The organism is Amycolatopsis benzoatilytica AK 16/65 (assembly GCF_000383915.1).
Lineage (GTDB): Bacteria > Actinomycetota > Actinomycetes > Mycobacteriales > Pseudonocardiaceae > Amycolatopsis > Amycolatopsis benzoatilytica.
Genome location: NZ_KB912942.1, coordinates 7,949,862 through 7,967,960 on the forward strand (window position 1 = coordinate 7,949,862; position 18,099 = coordinate 7,967,960).

Annotated in this window: 18 protein-coding genes; 3 read left to right on the forward strand and 15 right to left on the reverse strand. The window is 70.3% G+C overall.

Annotated features, from left to right (window positions below):
- Positions 1-61: 61 nt before the first annotated feature.
- From AMYBE_RS0137185 to AMYBE_RS0137200, 4 genes are all read right to left on the reverse strand, one after another.
- Positions 62-685 carry a superoxide dismutase gene (locus AMYBE_RS0137185; RefSeq protein ID WP_020664478.1) on the reverse strand — a complete coding sequence of 208 codons (624 nt, stop codon included), beginning with the start codon at positions 683-685 and terminating at the stop codon, positions 62-64.
- Positions 686-799: 114 nt separating this feature from the next.
- Positions 800-1,468: a biliverdin-producing heme oxygenase gene (locus tag AMYBE_RS0137190; protein WP_020664479.1), complete on the reverse strand. Its 669-nt coding sequence runs from the start codon at positions 1,466-1,468 to the stop codon at positions 800-802.
- A gap of 77 nt (positions 1,469-1,545) precedes the next feature.
- A complete protein-coding gene (locus AMYBE_RS0137195; RefSeq protein WP_027928417.1) occupies positions 1,546-2,148 on the reverse strand; it encodes a TetR/AcrR family transcriptional regulator in 603 nt (200 codons plus the stop codon).
- Positions 2,149-2,200: 52 nt separating this feature from the next.
- Positions 2,201-3,697 (reverse strand): glutamate-cysteine ligase family protein, encoded by a 1,497-nt coding sequence (locus AMYBE_RS0137200; protein WP_020664481.1) that lies wholly within the window; start codon positions 3,695-3,697, stop codon positions 2,201-2,203.
- Positions 3,698-3,913: 216 nt separating this feature from the next.
- On the opposite strand from AMYBE_RS0137200, the gene AMYBE_RS0137205 reads away from it, so the two are divergent.
- Both AMYBE_RS0137205 and AMYBE_RS0137210 read left to right on the forward strand, forming a co-directional pair.
- Positions 3,914-4,735: a TrmH family RNA methyltransferase gene (locus AMYBE_RS0137205; protein ID WP_020664482.1), complete on the forward strand. Its 822-nt coding sequence runs from the start codon at positions 3,914-3,916 to the stop codon at positions 4,733-4,735.
- A 31-nt stretch (positions 4,736-4,766) separates the two neighbouring features.
- Positions 4,767-5,357 carry a DUF2537 domain-containing protein gene (locus tag AMYBE_RS0137210; protein ID WP_020664483.1) on the forward strand — a complete coding sequence of 197 codons (591 nt, stop codon included), beginning with the start codon at positions 4,767-4,769 and terminating at the stop codon, positions 5,355-5,357.
- Positions 5,358-5,486: 129 nt separating this feature from the next.
- Here the strand turns inward: AMYBE_RS0137210 and sepH are convergent, their stop codons facing one another.
- Positions 5,487-6,326 (reverse strand): septation protein SepH, encoded by an 840-nt coding sequence (gene sepH, locus AMYBE_RS0137215; protein ID WP_020664484.1) that lies wholly within the window; start codon positions 6,324-6,326, stop codon positions 5,487-5,489.
- 292 nt (positions 6,327-6,618) lie between these two features.
- Positions 6,619-7,743 carry a phosphoserine transaminase gene (gene serC, locus AMYBE_RS0137220; protein WP_020664485.1) on the reverse strand — a complete coding sequence of 375 codons (1,125 nt, stop codon included), beginning with the start codon at positions 7,741-7,743 and terminating at the stop codon, positions 6,619-6,621.
- A gap of 67 nt (positions 7,744-7,810) precedes the next feature.
- Here serC and AMYBE_RS0137225 point away from each other — a divergent pair, with 67 nt between their 5' ends.
- Positions 7,811-8,968: a hypothetical protein gene (locus AMYBE_RS0137225; RefSeq protein WP_020664486.1), complete on the forward strand. Its 1,158-nt coding sequence runs from the start codon at positions 7,811-7,813 to the stop codon at positions 8,966-8,968.
- Between the two features lie 40 nt (positions 8,969-9,008).
- On the opposite strand, the gene AMYBE_RS0137230 is transcribed toward AMYBE_RS0137225, so the two are convergent.
- From AMYBE_RS0137230 to AMYBE_RS0137270, 9 genes are all read right to left on the reverse strand, one after another.
- Positions 9,009-10,355, reverse strand: coding sequence for a serine hydrolase domain-containing protein (locus tag AMYBE_RS0137230; protein WP_020664487.1), 1,347 nt, complete (start codon positions 10,353-10,355; stop codon positions 9,009-9,011).
- A 56-nt stretch (positions 10,356-10,411) separates the two neighbouring features.
- On the reverse strand, positions 10,412-11,338 hold the full coding sequence (locus AMYBE_RS0137235; protein WP_020664488.1) for a PfkB family carbohydrate kinase: 927 nt from the start codon (positions 11,336-11,338) through the stop codon (positions 10,412-10,414).
- Entirely contained in the window at positions 11,331-12,737 is a 1,407-nt protein-coding gene (locus AMYBE_RS0137240; RefSeq protein ID WP_020664489.1) for a purine-cytosine permease family protein, read from the reverse strand. The genes AMYBE_RS0137235 and AMYBE_RS0137240 overlap by 8 nt, the downstream gene beginning before the upstream one ends.
- A 35-nt stretch (positions 12,738-12,772) precedes the next feature.
- Positions 12,773-13,762: an ADP-ribosylglycohydrolase family protein gene (locus AMYBE_RS0137245; RefSeq protein ID WP_020664490.1), complete on the reverse strand. Its 990-nt coding sequence runs from the start codon at positions 13,760-13,762 to the stop codon at positions 12,773-12,775.
- The gene (locus AMYBE_RS0137250; protein ID WP_020664491.1) at positions 13,759-14,499 is read right to left on the reverse strand and encodes a GntR family transcriptional regulator; all 741 of its coding nucleotides are present in this window, start codon (positions 14,497-14,499) and stop codon (positions 13,759-13,761) included. The genes AMYBE_RS0137245 and AMYBE_RS0137250 overlap by 4 nt, the downstream gene beginning before the upstream one ends.
- Before the next feature lie 104 nt (positions 14,500-14,603).
- Complete coding sequence (locus AMYBE_RS0137255) at positions 14,604-15,227, reverse strand: response regulator (protein WP_020664492.1); 624 nt, start codon at positions 15,225-15,227, stop codon at positions 14,604-14,606.
- Positions 15,224-16,393, reverse strand: coding sequence for a sensor histidine kinase (locus tag AMYBE_RS0137260; protein WP_020664493.1), 1,170 nt, complete (start codon positions 16,391-16,393; stop codon positions 15,224-15,226). Before AMYBE_RS0137260 ends, AMYBE_RS0137255 begins: the two co-directional genes overlap by 4 nt.
- On the reverse strand, positions 16,390-17,205 hold the full coding sequence (locus AMYBE_RS0137265; protein ID WP_020664494.1) for an ABC transporter permease: 816 nt from the start codon (positions 17,203-17,205) through the stop codon (positions 16,390-16,392). Before AMYBE_RS0137265 ends, AMYBE_RS0137260 begins: the two co-directional genes overlap by 4 nt.
- Positions 17,202-18,041, reverse strand: a complete 840-nt coding sequence (locus AMYBE_RS0137270) for an ABC transporter ATP-binding protein (protein WP_154676408.1) — start codon at positions 18,039-18,041, stop codon at positions 17,202-17,204. The genes AMYBE_RS0137265 and AMYBE_RS0137270 overlap by 4 nt, the downstream gene beginning before the upstream one ends.
- Positions 18,042-18,099 lie beyond the last annotated feature (58 nt).

Below are 18,099 nucleotides of genomic sequence, written 5' to 3' on the forward strand. Positions count from 1 at the left end.
GTCGGACTGGTAACGATCGGCACAGTAACGGGACCCGGCCCGGCGGCCGGGTCCCGTGTGCTCAACCGAGCAGCAGGCCGTTGCCGCCGGCGACGGCGTTGTCGAAGCGCTTGCCGATCTCGGCCCAGTCGAAGATGTTCCACAGGGCGTTGACGTAGTCCGGCTTGACGTTCTTGTAGTCGAGGTAGAACGCGTGCTCCCAGACGTCGACCAGCAGGATCGGGGTGGTCGGCAGGACCAGGTTGTTGTGGTGGTCGCGCAGCTGCTGGGTGATCAGCGTCTTGCCGATCGGGTCCCAGGACAGCGCGCCCCAGCCGTTGCCCTGGATGGTGGTGGACACGGCGGTGAACTGGGCCTTGAACTTGTCGAACGAGCCGAACGCCTCGTCGATGGCCGCGGCCAGCTCGCCGGTCGGCTTGTCGCCGCCGTTCGGCGAGAGGATCTTCCACCAGACGACGTGGTTGGCGTGCCCGGCGAGGTTGAACGCCAGGGTGGTCTCCAGGCCGACGATGTTGCCGAAGTCGCCCGCCTCGCGCGCGGCGGCGAGCTTGTCGAGGGTGTCGTTGGCGCCCTTGACGTAGGTCGCGTGGTGCTTGGTGTGGTGCAGCTCGTTGATCTCGCCCGAGATGTACGGCGCGAGGGCGCCGTAGTCGTAGTCGAGTTCGGGCAGCTGGTAGCGGGCCATGGGCCTTCCTTCTGGTCGACGCACGTTTAGCCTGCGGCATTTCCCGCGCAGGCCGTTCCTAAACGTGAGCCTGGTACTTCGAGCTAGGTAGAGGTCAACGCCGTGTGACCTGGCTCATGCCGCCGGATCCCGGTAGCGGTCGAGGTCGCGGGCGAGTTCGTCGAACACCGCCACGTTGTGTTCGAAGGCGGCCACTGATTCGTCGATCAGCCGTGCCCGCTCGTCGGTGCTCCACGGGGCGGCGTCCAGCTGTGTGCGGTAGCGGTCGCGGAACGCCGGGGCGCTGCCGATCTGGTCGAAGCGGTAGAAGAGCGTGCCCGCTTTGGCGAGATCGTACTTCTTTTCCAGCAGCCGCCGGATGATCTGGCCGCCGGCGATGTCGCCGAGATAGCGCGTGTAGTGGTGCGCGACGAACCCTCCGGACCACTTCGCCGCTTCGGCGATGCGCGCGGTGTACGCCTGGGTCGAGGCGAGCGGGGCGATCTCAGCCTGCCAGCCGGGGCCGACGAGGTGCGCCAAATCGCGTTCCAGCGCGGGCAGCCGGCGCAGCTCTTCGAACACGAACCGGCCGCCGACCGGGTCGCTCGCGATCGCGTCGCCGGCGCTCTCGATCGCCTGGTAGATGAAGTAGTACTGGGTGGCCAGTGCGGTGTAGCCGGCCAGTGTCAGCTCGCCGCCGAGCAGCGCGTTCATGTAGGCGGAGTGGTTGGCCTTCTCGTGCACGACCTTCGTGGACGCGCGCAGCTGTCCGGAGAAGGGGCTGGCTTCCGCGGTCACCGTCATGAGAGGGCCTCCCGGCATCTTTCTGACAAGCTGTCAGAAAGAGCGTAGGCCAGAACTGGGACTTAGGCTACCCTAAATCAGCTGGATTCCCCCGAACCGACCGCACGGCGAACGAACCGCACAGCCGCCTCGACGGCGTTTTCCAGCTGGTCAGCGGGCACGTCGATGACCTGGCGGCTGCCCAGCGCGGCGGTGACCATCGGGATCACCACATCGAGGTCTTGCGCGGGCCAGCTGCCCGCGTCGACCCCGGCGAGCAGGATGGCGCGCAGCTGTTCGGTGATCGGGTCGGCATGCGCGCTGATTCGTTGATACGCGGCGGGCGCGAGCGCGGACTCCAGTGCGGTGCCCGGGGGCAGGTGATGAGCGGCCAGCACGCGCAGCTGCAATCGGACGAACGTGGCCAGCTGGGCGGCCGGGTCCGGCTCGGCATCCACCGCGGCGCGCAGTTGCTCGACGTACCGGGCCGCTTCGTCCTCCACGAAAGCGACGAGCAGGCTTTCCTTGTCCGGGAAGTGGTTGTACATCGCGGTCCGGCCGAGCCCGGCCTCCGCCGCGACGCCGGCCAGGGTGATCGCGCCGAACCCGCGCTCGTAGAGCTGCGCGCGCACCACTTCGAACACCCGCGAACGCACTTCGCGGCGGTGCGCTTCGAGTGAGCCGCCGAGCACCTTCGGCACGCGCGCCACCCCCTTCTCGTGCAAAACACTTTAAGGGACCGCGCAAAACGGCTCAGGTGTCGAGGGACCAGGTGTGCACCGGCTCGCCGGACGAGGACAGCTCCAGGTACCGGCGCAGCATCCAGTTCAGCGCGGTCTCGCGGTCCGCACCGCGTTCCTGCGCGCGGAGCACGTAGTCCCGCTGCCACGTCGCACCGTTGCGCCGGGCGAGGCACCGGCGTTCGATGATGCCGAGATAACGCACGCGGGCCTCGTCGGACACGTCGGAGCGGCGCAATCCCTCGTGGGCCAGCGGCAACAGCACGCGCAACGCCAGCTCGTCCGGCGGGATCCAGCCGATGCCCGGCCAGTACAGCTGCGCGTCGAACCCCTTGCGGGCACCTTCGTACAGGTTTTCTTCCACCGCCTGGAAGGACATCTGCGACCAGACCGGGCGGTCCTCCTCGGCCAGCGCACGTTGCGCGCCGTAGAAGAATGCCGCGTTGGCCACGATGTCGGCGACTGTCGGGCCGGCCGGCAGCACCCGGTTCTCCACCCGCAGGTGCGGCCGGCCGTCGACCACGTCGTACACCGGACGGTTCCATCGCCAGATAGTTCCGTTGTGCATCCGCAGTTCGGAAAGCTTTGGCGCCTGCCCGGATTCGAACGCTTCGACCGGGTCTTCGAGGTCGGTCTCCGGCAGCAGGCCGGGGAAGTAGCGGACGTTTTCCTCGAACAGGTCGAAAATCGACGTGATCCACCGTTCGCCGAACCACACCCGCGGCCGCACGCCCTGGTTCTTCAGCTCCTCCGGCCGGGTGTCGGTGGCCTGCTGGAACAACGGGATCCGGGTTTCGTGCCACAACGCCTTGCCCAGCAGGAACGGCGAGTTCGCGGCGAGCGCGATCTGGACGCCGGCCAGGCACTGCGCGGCATTCCAGTGCGTCGCGAATTCCTCCGGAGCGACTTGCAGGTGAAGTTGGACTGAAGTGCAAGCTGCTTCCGGCAAAATGGATTCCGCGTAGTGCCGCAGCCGTTCCGGTGCGCCGCCGGGCAGCGCCGGACCGTCCATCGCCAGCGCCATCCGCTCGCCGCGGGCGGCGAAAATCTCGTCGTTCAGCGACGAATACCGTGTCTTGTGGGAAAGCCACTTCTGATCGAAGTGCTCCGCGCGCAGCGTCGGCAGGATGCCGATCATGGCCAGCGAGGAACCGGTGGCCGCGGCGGAGGTCTCCGCCTTCGCGAGATAGCCGTGCAGGTCCTGTTCCAGTTCCAGCGCGGAGTCCCCGGCGAGCGGCCGCGGCGGGACGTTCAGCTCCAGGTTGTGCTGGCTCAGTTCGCTCGTGAACGACGGATCGTTCATCGCTTCCAGCACCGCGGAGTTGGTCATCGACGGACGCAGTTGCCCGTCCACCAGATTCAGCTCGACTTCGAGACCGATATTCTTGCGGGGAAAGGAAAAACTCCCGTCGTTGAGCATCCTCGCCAGGGTGTCGAGACAGCGTTGGACCTTTCGGCGGTACCGTCCGCGGTCGAGCCGGCCGGGCTGTGCCGAGAGATCCGTACCCATGTGTGACGCGCTCCTAGAGTGCTGTCCGAGGCGTCCCGGGGCGAGGACTACCAGGCCGCCCACGGTCGCATAGCGCGGCACACCGGGGCTAGCGGCCAAACTGGTGCTCTCTGTCACGGCGGGTTGACGCTGCGCAAAAATGGGCCGTTCGCAGTACAACGCGCGACTCATTCGGACCAGTGGGCGCGGGTAGGGCCGGATGCGAGACTGTCCGATGTGGCTGAACTGATCTTCACCGAGGACCGCGATCACCCCGGACTCGATGACTTCCGCGACCTGTCCACAGCGGACCGGCGCCCGGACCGTCCCGGCGGGCGCGGATTGGTGATCGCCGAGGGCACCGTGGTGGTCAGCAGGTTGCTCGCTTCGCGCTATCCGGTGCGAGCACTGCTCGGCGTGGAGCGGCGGTTGCGGGAGCTGGAAGACGAACTCGCCGGCTTCGCCGTTCCGGCGTACGTCACCTCGGCGGAGACGATGGCCGACGTCGTCGGCTTCCACCTCAACCGCGGAGTGCTCGCGGTCGCGGACCGGCCGACGCCGCCGACCGTCGTCGAAATCGTCGAAGGCGCACAGGTTCTGGCCGTGCTGGAGGGGGTCGGCGACCACGAGAACCTGGGCGCGATCTTCCGCAACGCGGCCGCGCTCGGCGTCGACGGCGTGCTGCTCGGGCGGGGCTGTTCGGATCCGCTGTACCGGCGCAGCGTGCGAGTTTCGATGGGGCACGTGCTGCGGGTGCCGTTCGCGACCTTCGACAGCTGGCCCGGCGGGCTGGATGTGCTGCGGGCAAGGGGATTTTCGGTGGCCGCGCTCACCCCGCGGGCGGATTCCGTGCCGTTGCGGGGATTCCGCGACAGAGTCCCCGGACCGATCGCGCTGCTGCTCGGCGCGGAAGGCCCGGGCCTGACCGAGGAGGCCATCGCCGCCGCCGACGTCGCCGTGCGCATCGAGATGGTGCCCGGCGTCGATTCGCTGAACGTCGCCACGGCCGCGGCGATCGCGTTCCATGAGGTCGCCGCGGGGTCTTCCGCACTAGAGTGACCCCGGCACGTTTCTCGCGGGGAAGGACACTATGGAGCTGCGGATCCGGGGCGAGCAGGCAGTGCTGGCCGGTCCGGGCGGAGAGGGCGCGAGGGAGGTCGACCCGCGCCGGCTCGCGATCGGTCCGGACCTCGCCCTGGCGCTCCACGAATGGGCGCGCGTCGCGTCCGCGGTGACCCGGTCCGGACCGGACGCGGAGGGCGCCGCCGCCGTGGTGTCGCAGCGCGGCCGTCAGCTGGCCGCCCGGCTCGCCGCGGTGATGGGCACCCAAGTCCGTTTCGTCGACCCGGTGACCGGCGTGGAGGTCGTCGTCGACCCGCCGCCGCGGCCCGCGCAGCGACCGCCGCGTGCGACCAGTCCAGAGCCGACGCCGTGGCTGACCGGGCTGACGGTTTCGGCTTTCACGGCGGCACTGGTGGTCGTCGCGATGCTCGCGCTGGCCACCACCATCGCCGACGAAACAAGCAGCTGGCTCGCGCTGATCGCGGCACTCGTGGTGACCGGTGGCGTGGCGCCGTCGTTGTGGCTCGGGCGGAAGGTGCTGATCGTCCGCTGGGCGGTGTACGGGGCAGCGGTCGGGTTGGCGGCGTCGTGGGTCGGCGTGCTGGCGACCGTGTTCTGACGCCATGGCACCGATCGACCGGCTGCGCGCGCTCTGCGCGGCCGCAAGACAGACCGGTCCGTGAAGGGCCCGTTGAGGGAATCTGAGTCCCGCAAGGGGCCCTTCACGGACGGGAAATCGGGGGACGGCTCAGCCGCGCTGGGTGCGGACGCCGAGCAGCACGTCTTCCCAGGACGGCACGATGGGGTGGCTCTTCTTCGCCTTCGTGCGCGGCTGTTCGACGTCGTCGCTGTCGCCGTCCGAACCCGGGACGCGCGGAATTTCCCGGGTGTCGTCGTCGCCGTCGGCCGGGCCTTCGATGGCGCGCGGTTCCTCGACCGCGTCCAGCGTCGGCTGCACCACCGATTCCCGGGCCGGCGCGAGCGCGCGCACCGTCCGCGGCGCGACGTAGGCGTTCGGGTTCAGCAGGACTTCGGCGTTCTCGTCCAGCGCGTGCACCGTGCCGCCGTGCGCGCCGGGGGAGAACGACCAGTGCGCCCGGTTGTCCGAGCGGCCGGCCTTCCAGCGCAGCACCACGACCCACTTGCCGTCGTCGCCGCGCCACGCGTCCCAGGCGGCCTGGTTGTAGTCGTGGCCGCGGACGCCGAACGCGTACGCGATGACTTCGCCGAGCGTCTGCACGTCAGGCCCGTCCTCGCGGACCGGGTGCGCCGACTGCGCGAGCTCCGCGGTGCGGGACCGTTCGAGCAGCACGGGGTAGGCGAACCGCTCGACGCGCTGCGCCGAAACGCCCGCACTGCTCGCGACCTGCTCGACGGACTCGCCCGCGCGGATTCGCGCCTGGATCTCGCGTGGCCGCATCTGGCTCTCCAACTCGATCTCGATCTGGCCTAGCCGGGCTATGTCCCCCCTTGCCGCCGCGCGCAGTCTTTCGTCGGCCGGGAGCAGGAAGCGGGTACGGCTCGCCGGGTCCTCCAGCACCAGGGACTTCCCGTCCTCGTGCAGCCCGACCACCCGCAACGCCCGCATTTCTCGCCTCCCCGGCCTTCACCTTTGTGGGTGCCTACGTTAGAACGGCGCGTCGGCTTGACGTGCGAGGCGCGCCGACGCCTCACCCATCCGAACCTCAATCCGACGGCTGTCGTGGATCATCCTTCCGGCTGCTGACGCTGCGTGCTGCGGTGACACGCCGACCACGGTGCGTCACGAACGAGTGGTCGTGCGGGCGGCCGTCCGTCCGTCCCGAGGGCGTCACCGAAACAAAACCGCCCCGCGAGCCAGTCGGCCCGCGGGGCGGTTCGGGTTCTCTTCGGGTGCCGGCTCAGCCGAGGCGTTCCACCACGTACTCGATGCTCTGGGTCAGCTTCGTGACGTCGTCCGGGTCGATCGCCGGGAACAGGCCGACGCGCAGCTGGTTGCGGCCCAGCTTGCGGTACGGCTCGGTGTCGACGATGCCATTGGCGCGAAGGGTCTTCGCCACCGCCGCGGCGTCCACCTCGTCGGCGAAGTCGACGGTGCCGACGACCTGCGAGCGCAGGTCCGGGTTCGCCACGAACGGCGTCGTGTAGGAGGTCTTCTCGGCCCATTCGTAGAGCCGGGTCGAGGATTCCTTGGTGCGAGCGGTGGTCCAGGCCAGGCCGCCCTCGCCGTTCATCCACTCGATCTGCTCGGCGAGCAGGAAAAGCGTCGCGACGGCGGGAGTGTTGTAGGTCTGGTCCTTGCGCGAGTTGTCCAGCGCGGTGGTGAGCGACAGGAATTCGGGGACCCAGCGGTCGCTGGCTCCGATCTCGCCGATCCGCTCGACCGCGGCCGGCGACGCCAGCGCGATCCAGAGGCCGCCGTCGGAGGCGAACGACTTCTGCGGCGCGAAGTAGTAGACGTCGAAGTCCTCGGCGTTCACCGGCAGGCCGCCGGCCCCGGAGGTCGCGTCGATCGCGACCAGCGCGCCGTCGCTGCCCGCCGGGCGCCGCACCGGCACCGCGACGCCGGTCGAGGTCTCGTTGTGCGCCCAGCCGACCAGGTCGGCGCCCTCCTGGTAGGCGATCTCCGGCGCGCTGCCCGGGTCGGCCTTCACGACGATCGACTCGCCGAGGAACGGGGCCTTGTTGGTGACGGTGGCGAACTTCGACGAGAACTCGCCGTAGGTGAAGTGCTGGGCGCGCTCGCGCACCAGGCCGAACGCGGCGGCGTCCCAGAACGCGGTGGTGCCGCCGTTGCCGAGGATCACCTCGTAGCCCTCGGGCAGCGAGAACAATTCGGACAGACCGGCGCGCACCCGGCCGACCAGCGACTTCACCGGCTTCTGCCGGTGGGAGGTGCCGAGATAGGTGGAGCCGGACCGGGCGAGGGCGGCGAGCTGCTCTTCGCGGACCTTCGAGGGTCCGCAGCCGAAGCGGCCGTCGGCCGGCTTGAGGTCTGCGGGGATGGTCAACTCAGCGTCGGTCATGTACCCAGTCTCTCAGGTCGGGACGGGGCTGGTAACAGCACCGGGTGGGTGTCCGACATGTGGAACTGTGACGCAAACGCGCGGTTATCGGCCGCGGTGGGGATGGTTCGCGCTTTTCGCGGCGGGCGCGCTGGTGCACCCGTGGGATTCGACGGCGAAGATACGCCTGCCGATCGGGTTCGCGGTGACCCTGCTGCTGGTCTTCGTGCCGCGGTGGCCGTCGGTCCCGCCGAGGGTGGTCGCGCCGGTGCTGGCCGGGTTGGCTGTCGTGTTCGCCGGGCTTGTCGTCGCCGCGTTGATCGTCGAAAAGCCGGAGGCGAGCGAGGCTGGTGCGGCGGTCTTCGTGGCGGTGGTCGAGGGGTTGTTCCTGACCGGTTCGCTGCTGTGGTGGCGTTCGGTGCGCCGTCCGGCACCGGCTCGCGGGAAGGGGCCGCTGCGGGAGGTCCGGGCGGTCCTGGACGGGGAGACCAGCCAGTGGGACCACCGGACGGAGTTGCCGAGGCTGCTGCGCGTCACGGTTCGCCCGAGCGGCTACCTGACTCTGCTCGATTGCCCGGCCGAACAGGCTCGCGAACTGCGGCGGGCGGAGCGGCTGCGGCTGACCGAGCCAGACGAGCGGGGACGAGTCCAGGCGCGGATCGGCAAGGTGGCGGTGCCGGGACTTTTCACGAAGGACCCCACTGGGCTGCCAGTCCGGCCTTCGTCGTTCCGGCGCGCGCGGATGCTGGCCGCGATCGCCGTTCCGGTCGCGGTGCTGGTGGTGGCGGCCGCGGCGGGCGGGGTGCTCGCGGCGTTCTGGTTCATCGGAGGTTCGGGCTGGCCGACGCTGCTGCTGGCGTTGTTCTGGGGCGGGCTCGCGGCGATGTGGGCCGGGCAGGTTCGCGAGGACTGGCGGAGTCTTCAGGGGCCGCTGATTCCGCGCTGGGCCGCACTGGCCGACCGGCACGTGTGGCCGGGCGCGCCGGTCCGCGGCTGGATGGTGATGGAACCCGGCTGGCCGGTGCGGTTCGAGATCGAGCACTGCCCGCCGGACTTCGCGGCCGAGCTGCTGGACCATCGGCGAGTGTGGCTGCACGACGCGCCGACGCTGGGCGTGGCCGCGTTCGGGCTGCCGGGACAGGACGGCTACGTCAAAGCGGTGCTGTATCCGACTGGACGGCGGGCCTGGCCGCAGGACGAACCCGAACCTGAAGCCGAAGCCGGCGTCCCCGTCGTAGCGGGCTGAACCCGGCGGGCCCGGCGCGAAGGCCGGGCCCGCCGCGTCCTCAGCGCCAGCCGCCCTCGTCCAGGCCGCCCGGGATGGGCGCGGCCGGGTCGTACGGGGTGCGGCTGAAGATGAACGTCGCCAAGTTCAGGTGGTTCGCCTTTCCGGCGGCGTCGCGCCCGACGGTCAGCGTTTCGCCCGCGTAGTAGCCGTCCAGGCCGAGCCAGGTGTCCGGGCCCTCCGCGCGGAACCGGGACGCGCGGCCGGTGCCGACGGCCGGGTTCAGCGTGATCAGGCCGTCGCCGAGAACTCGCAGGAAGTACGGCGACGGGCCCCAGTGCCACAGGCCGGTCAGGGCCAGCAGTTCCGGGTCCACAGTGGACGGAAGCCATTCGGCCGGCAGCGCCGGTTCGAGCTCGTCGGCGGTGGTGAGCAGGTCGAGGCAAAGCTGGGTGATGCCGACGCCGGCGGTGGAGTTCGCGAAGCACAGCGCGCCGGTGCCGGTGGCCGGGTCGACCAGCGCCGCGGCGAGGAAGCCGGGCATCGAGCCGGTGTGCCCGGCCAGGTGCCGGCCCTGGTAGCGGACCACCATCAGGCCGAGACCGAAGCCGGTCGTCCACACCTCGGTGTCGTCGACGGTGTTCATGGTCCGCATCTCGTCCACCGTCGCGGCCGACAGCACGTCGCCGGTGTGGCCGCCGAGGAACGAGGTCCAGCGGCCGAGGTCGTTCACCGTCGACCAGAGCTGGCCGGCCGGAGCCATCGCGCCGGCGTCCGGCCAGCGCTCCGGCATCAGCACGTCGGCGAACGGGTGCACGGCGAATCCCTCGGCGTGCGCGCCCTCCGGATGCGGGGTGGTGCGGTGCATTCCCAGCGGGGAAAGGATTTCCTCGCGCACGACGTCGTACCACGGACGTCCGCGGTGCCGGGAGACCAGCTCGCCGAGCACGCCGTAGCCGACGTTCGAGTAGTGGAACTTCGACCCCGGGCGCAGCTTGGTCGCGCCCTTTTCCAGGCTGGCCACGAGCGCCGCCCAGTCCGCGCCGGGCGCGCGCTCCCACCACTGGCCGGGCGATTCCGAGGTGAGGCCGGAGGTGTGCGAGAGCAGCTGCGCGACCGTGGCGGCGCCGAACGCGGTGCCTGGCACATGCCGCTCCAGCGGATCGGTCAGGTCGAGCTTGCCCTCGTCGCGCAGCCGGAGTACCGCGGTCGCGATCATCGTCTTGGTGATCGACCCCAGCCGGTACTGCGTGTCGTCGGTGGGCCGCTCGCCGCCGACCCGGCCGCGGCCGCCGGACCAGACGAGCTCGCCGCCCCGCACCACGGCGGCGACGAGGGACGGGGCACGGCTGCCTGCCTGCTCTTGGGCGAGCCTTCGGTACAGGGCGAGTTCGGTGGAGTCGAGCATGGCGTCATTCTGCCTGGGCCGGTCCCTTCGCGGACCGGCGGTTCGACTGGCTTCGGTCAGCCGGACGAGAGTGCTTTGTCGATCCTCGCGGCGGTCGGCGCGGTCGCCGGTCCGTGCCGGGTGACGGCCAGCGCCGCCGCGATATTCGCCCGGCGGGCGGCGGTCCGCAGATCGCTTCCGCGCGCCAGCGCCGCGGCGAGAACACCGCCGTGCGTGTCTCCGGCGCCGTTGGTGTCGACAGCGGCGACGGGATACGCGGGCACGTGGGTCACCGGCGTGCCCGCGTCAGCGACCCAACAGCCGGTGCCGCCGGTGCGCACGATCGCGGCCCGGCCGCGGACCCGCTCCGCGAGCTCCGCCGCGGCCGACGCCGGATCGTCGAGGCCTGTCATGAGCTGGGCCTCCCGGTCGTTCACGCTGATCAGGTCGATGCGCGCCAGCACGTCGGAGATCAGGCCGGGGTCGAGGTCGCCGACGAGCGGCGACGGGTCGAACAGCACCCGGACCGTCCGGGGGAGTGCCGCCAGCCAGCCTGGCAGGGCTTTCGCGTTGACCGGATGGGCGAGGCTGTAGCCGGAGACGTAAACCAGATCGTCCGGGTGCACCGGGATCCGGTCCAGGTCTGCCCGGGTGAGCTGTCCCTCGGCTCCGGCCGAGGTGACGAAGGTGCGCTCGGCGCTCGCGTCGATCATCGCGACGCAGTATCCGCTGTCCACATCGGACAGACCGGGCTGGACGATCTCGAACCGGGACGAGGCGAGCGCGGACCGGACGATGTCGCCGAACGGACCGGTGCCGTACTGGCCGCCGAAGACCACGCCCAGTCCGTCACGCTGGGCCGCGACCATCGTGTTGTAGCCGCCACCCGCGGTGAGCGTGCTGGCCGAAGCGACGACATCGCCGCCGGGCTCCGGGATCGCGTCGACCGCGAGGACGAGGTCGACGATCACGTTTCCGGTGAAGACGAGCCGGGGGTCAGCCACGAGCCCGCTCCGAAACAGCCGGGACAGGTGCGTCCAGAGTGCCGCGTGCGCCGCCGAGTGCGAGGTAACCCGCGGCCGCCACCGCGAACGCGACGATCCAGGCGATGCCGCTCTGCCCCAGTCCGAGCAAGACGTATCCGCAGACCACGGCCGCCAGCCACGAACCGACCGCTCGCCATTCGACGCCACCGGCGTACCAGTACCGGCCGCCGCGGCCCATGTTCAGCAGTGCCTCCGGGTCGTACCAGCGCCGCTTGAGCAGATCGGCCAGGAAGACCGCGAGCCACGCGGTGATCGGGATGGCCAGCAGGGAGATGAAGCTGATGAACGGTCCGTAGAACGAGCCCGCGATCAGCATGAAGTAGATCGATCCGAGGAAGGTGACGACCACGTCGACCGACACCGCCCACACCCGAGGGATGCGCACCCCGAGGGTGAGCGTGGTCAGTCCAGCCGAGTACACCGAGAGGTGGTTCGAGAGCAGCAGCCCGCCGAACGCGGCGATCAGGTACGGCACCGCCATCCACGACGGCAGCAGGTCGCGGATGGCAGCCACCGGATCGTTCGCGGTCGCGAGGGTGGTGTCGCCCGCGCTGAGCACCGCGCCGAGCCCGATCAGCAGGACCAGCGGGATGCCCGCGCCGGCGGCACTGGAGGCGACCAGATGCCCGGCCTTGGCGCTGGTCTTCTGGTAGCGGGCCATGTCCGCGCCCGCGTTCGCCCAGCCAATGCCGGTGCCCGCGGCGATGGTGCCGATGCCGACCAGCACCGCGCTGAACGAGCCGCCCGGGGCCGCCGCCACCGCGGACCAGTCGACGGTGGCGATCAGCGCGACGGCGACCGCGATGTTGAGCGCGCCGAAGATCCAGGTCGCCCATTTCTGGATGACCAGGATCGCGGCATGGCCGAGCCCGGACACCAGCAGCGTGCAGAGTTCGAAGAGCGCGATCGCGGCCAGCGCGAGCAGCGGCACCGTCCTCGCGTCCGCGGAACTGCCGAACACCAAGGCGAACAACGACAACAACACGAACGCGCCGGTGGTGGTGTTGACGGTTTCCCAGCCGAGCCGGGAAAGCAGCGACACCAGAGTCGGGCCGGCGTTCCCGCGCGGGCCGAACACCGAGCGGGACAGCGTCATGCTCGGCGCTCCGCCGCGGCGGCCGGCGGTGGAGATTACCCCTACGATCGCGAACGACCCGCCCGCGCCGATCGCGGCGACCAGCAGAGCCTGCCAGAGATTCAGTCCCTGGACAGCGACCAGCGTCGCGCCGAGCGGCAGGCCGAGAATGGAGATGTTCGCGGCGAACCAGACCCAGAACAACTGGAGCGGGTTGCCGTTCCGTTCGTTCTCCGGGACAGGTTCGATGCCGCGTTGTTCGACGGCGGAGAGAGTGCGCATCGGGGTTCCCAACATCGTCGGTGGTTCGGGGAGGATCAGTCGCGCAACGCGAGCAGTTCCCTGGACAGCGAAGCGAGATCAAGGTCGTTCGTTTTGAGGAGGACGGCGCGTTCGGGGTCCGGCCACACTGCCGTTCCGTGTGTCGCGCCAAGGACGGCCCCGGCCATCGCGGCGACCGTGTCGGTGTCGCCGCCGAGTTCGGCCGCGAGACACAGCGCGCCCCACGGTTCTTCCGCGGTCGCGGCGATGGCGAACGCGGCGACCACGGATTCCTGCGAGGCCACCGAAGTCCCGATTACCTCGGCGATCGCGTCCGCGCGTTGGGACGTCGGTGTCCTTTGCAGATAAGGGATCGCCCACCGCAAGCGTGGGCCGATTTCCCCGCCCGCGGCCCAGTGCCCGCGGCGAGCGCCTTCGTCGGCAGCGGTGATCGCGACCTGTACCGCTTCGGTCAGATCGGCACCGGCCACTCCGGCGCTCACCGCCGCGCCGACGGCGGCCGCACTGGCGATGCCGAGCGAAGTGTTGTGCGTGGCCACGCTGGTCGCCTCGACCGCATCGACGAACTTCGGGATCGACCGGACGGAGCACGCGAGGCCGAGCGGGGTGATCCGCATGGCCGCGCCGTTGGTGGTGCCGTAGCGGCCTGCCTCGCCTGCCGGGATTCCGTCGGAAAGGCGCTGCAGTGCGGATTTGGTGCTCGGGCCGAGGAGGTCTAGCGAGCCGCGAGCGGCCATCGTGGCCTCCCACTCCAGCAGCCGTTCGGCGAACACCGTCACGTCGACCTGGCCGGTGCCTTCGATCAGCAGCCGGGCGAGCAGGACGGCCTGTTCGGTGTCGTCGGTGATCGAACCGGCGGGCAGGCCCGCGGCGATCTTCTGTCGCGGTCCCGCCGCGCGGAACCCGCGGATCGTCCCGTAGTCCTCCCGGATGTGCTGCCGGGACATGGATTGCGTCGGCATCCCGAGCGCGTCGCCGAAGGCCAGTCCCTCCAGCGCGCCGAGTGCGCGGTCGGCGAGGCTCACCGGCCACCGCCGAACTTCGTGTGCAGTCGGAACCGTTTCGGGTCCAGCCAGCTGGTGACCTTCTCCGCGAACCGGCCGTCCGCGGTGTAGGAGATCCGTACCGCGTGCAGGAAGGCGTCATCCGGGCGCCGGCCGAGCAGTTCGGCGTCGGCGGGTTCGAGCGGGGCCACCGCGATCCACTGCTCGCCCCGTGCCGAGCTGAGCCCGGCCTCGGCCATCGTCGCCGTCAGCGAGTTGCCGACCAGTCCTTCGAGCGGCACGTCGGCGATCCGGCCGACCGCGGGCACGCGGCTGCGCTCGAGTGACACCGGAGTGCCGTCGGCCAGCCTCCGGACGCGGTCGAGAGCGAGGAATTCCATCCCCGCCGATGCCACCGACGCGGCGAGCTCAGGGTCCACCACGAGCTGGGCGCGCACGATCTCGGCGCGAACCGGCGCGCCGAGCACCGCGAACGCGTGTCCCCAGCTGGGCTCGGCGCCGAGCGGCTGCCCGTCGAACGTGACGAAGGAGCCGACCCCGGTCTGAGTGTCGATCAGGTCTTCCTCGGCGAGCGAGCCGAGCGCTCGCCGGATCGTGCCCCGGCTGACCCCGAACCGCTGGGCTAGCTCGTTCTCCCCGGGCAGCAGCGCCCCGTTGCCGTAGCGCCCGGCGACGATCTCCGCACGCAGTTCAGCGGCGATCTCCTGGCGTTTCAGCGCGGTGCGGCCGCGTCGGTCCGGGCTCGTGTGCTCCACCATGAGCGGGAACGGTACCTGTTCAGTACCTGTACCGTAAAGGCTTGACATGGGTCGAGCCTGTCGATCTCAGCGTCCCGCCGACGGTCGCGGGGGAAACCCGGCGGTCAGCCGAGCAGATTCCGGTCCAGCGCGGTGGTGACCGCCGCCGTCCGATCGGACACGCCGAGCTTCGCGAACGACCGCAACAGGTGGGTTTTCACCGTCGCCTCGCTGATGTGCAGCTCCCGGCCGATTTCCGCGTTGGTGCCGCCCTTCGCGACCAGCCGCAGCACCTCGACCTCGCGCGCGGACAGCGGCGAGACGGGTTCCGGGTTCCGCATCCGGTGCACGAGCTTGCCCGCGACCGACGGTGCCAGCACGGTTTCGCCGCGGTGCGCGGCGCGGATCGCTCCGGCCAGTTCGCCGCGGGACGCGTCCTTCAGCAGATACCCGGCCGCGCCGGCCTCCACCGCGCGCAGGATGTCCGCGTCGGTTTCGTACGTGGTGAGCACGACGATTCGGCGACCGGGCGCCTGCTTGAGGATCGCGCGGATCGCGCCGACCCCGTCAAGGCCGGGCATCCGCAGGTCCATCAGGACCACGTCGGGCTGTTTCACGCTGTCGAGCGCGACCGCTTCGGCGCCGGATCCGGCCTCTCCGACCACGGTCAAGTCGTCCTCGGCTTCGAGCATTCCGCGCAGTCCTTCGCGGACTACCGGATGGTCGTCGACGAGCATGATCGTGATCACGCGGGCATCTCCAATTCCAGTTCGGTGCCGCCTCCGGGCCTGGCCCGCACGGCCAGCGTTCCGCCGACCTGCTCGACCCGCGAACGCATTCCGCGCAACCCGAATCCGGCCCCGGTCGCATCCGGCGCGAAGCCGCATCCGTTGTCCGCCACGAGCAACCGTACCGCTCCGTCCGCCGCGGACAGCCGGACGCGGACGTCGGTGGCCGCCGCGTGCTTGCGCACGTTCGACAGTGCTTCCTGCGTCGCGCGCAGCAGGACCACCTCGACTGCGGTGCGAAGCGGCGGCAGCGCATCGTCCACTTCGCACTGAACGGGCAGGCCGGCTTCCTCAGCCAGCCGATCCGCTTGGCGGCGCACGGCATCCGGCAGCGATCCGGAGGCCAAATCGGACGGTGCCAGCGCCGCGACCATCGCGCGGGCCTCGGCCAGGTTCTCCCGCGCGGTGCGGCCGGCCAGCGCCAGGTGTTTGCGCACAATGGACAGATCAGTGTCCAGTTCGGACTCCATCGCCTGGGTCAGCGCGATGATGCTGGTGAACCCCTGTGCCAGCGTGTCGTGGATTTCCCGGGCCAGCCGCTCGCGTTCGGCGGCGGTGCCCGCCTCCCGGGACAGCCGGGCGACCTCGGCCTGGCTGCTCTCGAGCTCCTGGATCAGCGCGGCGCGGGCTTTGCTCTGCTGCAGCACGTCGGTGGTGAACTTGCCGGCCAGCACGCTGAACACGATCAGGATCGCGGTCATCGGCAGCAGAATGGTCAGCAGTTGGCTGGACCAGCCGTTGTGCAGCACCGCCGACGCGGGCTCCAGCAAAACCAGTACCGACGTGGTCGCGACCGCGGGCCGCAGCTCCAGCAGCATGAACAGCAAGGGAGACGCGAAGAACAGGATGAAGCTGGCCGTGGTGTCCGCGAGAATGGCGGTGCCGGTGAACAGGAACACCGCGGCCGATGCGGCGATAGGGGCCGCCCCGCCTGCTTCGCCCTGCACGACCCGTCGGCCGAATGCCAGGTAGCCGAGCGCCAGCGCGGCCATCGCGGCCTCGGACACCACCTTGAGCGCGTGCGGCCCGTCGTCGAAGGCCACCAGGAGCGCGGTCGCCGCGTAGGCGACCGCGTACAGCACCTCCCAGGACCAGTACGACTGCTTCCACGCGTCGGGCTGGGTCACTTCGCTTCGTTCGTCCACCGGAACGTCGCCCTCGCCAGCACCAGGCCCACCACGCACCACCCCGCCAGCACCAGCGCCACCATCGGAAGTTCCCATGTCCCCGCCATCTCCTGGGTCGCGGCCTCCGGCGGCAGGAACACCGACCGGAAGCCCTGGCAGATCCATTTCAGCGGGAAGAACGACGCGATGTCGACCATGATCCTCGGCAGATGCGTGATCGGCGTGACGAACACCCCGGAAATGAACTGCAGCACCAAGTACACCAGCTGCACCAGCGCCACGGTTCCGTTGGCGGTGCGGGTGACCGAGCTGATCGCGATGCCGAGCAGTGTCGAGGACACGATGCCGAGCAGCAGCACCCAGAGCAGGGTCAGCCACTTCGCCGGATCGGACGGCAGCTGCAGACGGAACATCAGCATCGCGACCGCGGCCATCAGGACGGTCTGCGACACGCTGGTCACCGCGACCATCACCATCTTGCCGGCGAAGTACGCCGCGGCGGGCATCGGCGTGCCGCGCAATCGTTTCAGCGCACCGATTTCGCGGTCCGCGGCGATCCCGATGCCGACGCTGTTGAACGAGGTGGACACGATGCCCGCGCCGATCATGCCCGCGGCGAGCAGCTGCCCGGACGAAACGCCGGTCTGCGCGGTCGGTCCGTCCAAGATGGATCCGAGCAGGATCATCAGCACCGCGGGCAGCGAGAACGTGAAGACCACCTGCTCGCGATTGCGGAAGAACTGCCGCAGCTCGATCGCGCCGCGGGCAAGGCCGAGATGGAGCGTGCCCGGCACCGCCATCGTCGCGGTCACGATTCTTCCCCGATCAGGTTGAGGTAGACGTCTTCCAGGCTGGGTCGCGTCACGACGAGTCCTTCGAGTTCGCCGTGGACGCCGGCGAGCTGCGCGACGAGCTTCGTCGGGTACGGCGTGCGTTCAGCGTAGCTGCCGCGTTCGTCGTGCCACCGCACGACGGCTTCGGCACGTTCGCGGCCGCCGAGAGTCGCCGGGGTGCCCTCCGCGACGATCGAGCCGCGTGCGACCACCGCCAGCCGGTCGGCCAGCGCCTCGACCTCGTCGAGGTAGTGCGTGGTCAGGATGATCGTGGTGCCCTCGTCGGCGAGGCTGTCGATGAGCGTCCAGAACTGCCGCCGTGCCTCCGGATCGAACCCGGTGGTGGGCTCGTCCAGGAACAGCAGCTCCGGGCGGCCGACGATGCCGAGCGCCACGTCCACCCGCCGGCGCTGCCCGCCGGACAGCGCTTTCACCCGCGCCCCGGCCTTCGCGGTGAGGCCGACCTGGTCGATCACCTCCTCGGGGTCCCGCGGGTTCGGGTAGTACTTCGCGAAGTGCCGGACGGTCTCCGCGACGGTCAGTTCCGCCGCGTCGGAGGCCGTCTGCAACACGATGCCTAGGCGGGCGCGCCACGCACGCTCCGCGGTACCCGGGTCCTCGCCGAGGACGACGGCTTCGCCCGCCGTCCGCTGCCGATGCCCCTCCAGGATCTCGACGGTGGTCGTCTTGCCCGCGCCGTTGGGCCCGAGCAGGGCGAACACCTCGCCGTGCCGGATGTCGAGATCGATCCCGGCCACGGCCAGGTGGCCCGGGTACTCCTTGCGCAGTCCGCGCACTCGCACTGCTGTGCTCATGGGGCAAGCGTGCTCCGCCGCGATCGGTTCGCGGGACGTCCGGCCAGTGGAATCCGGC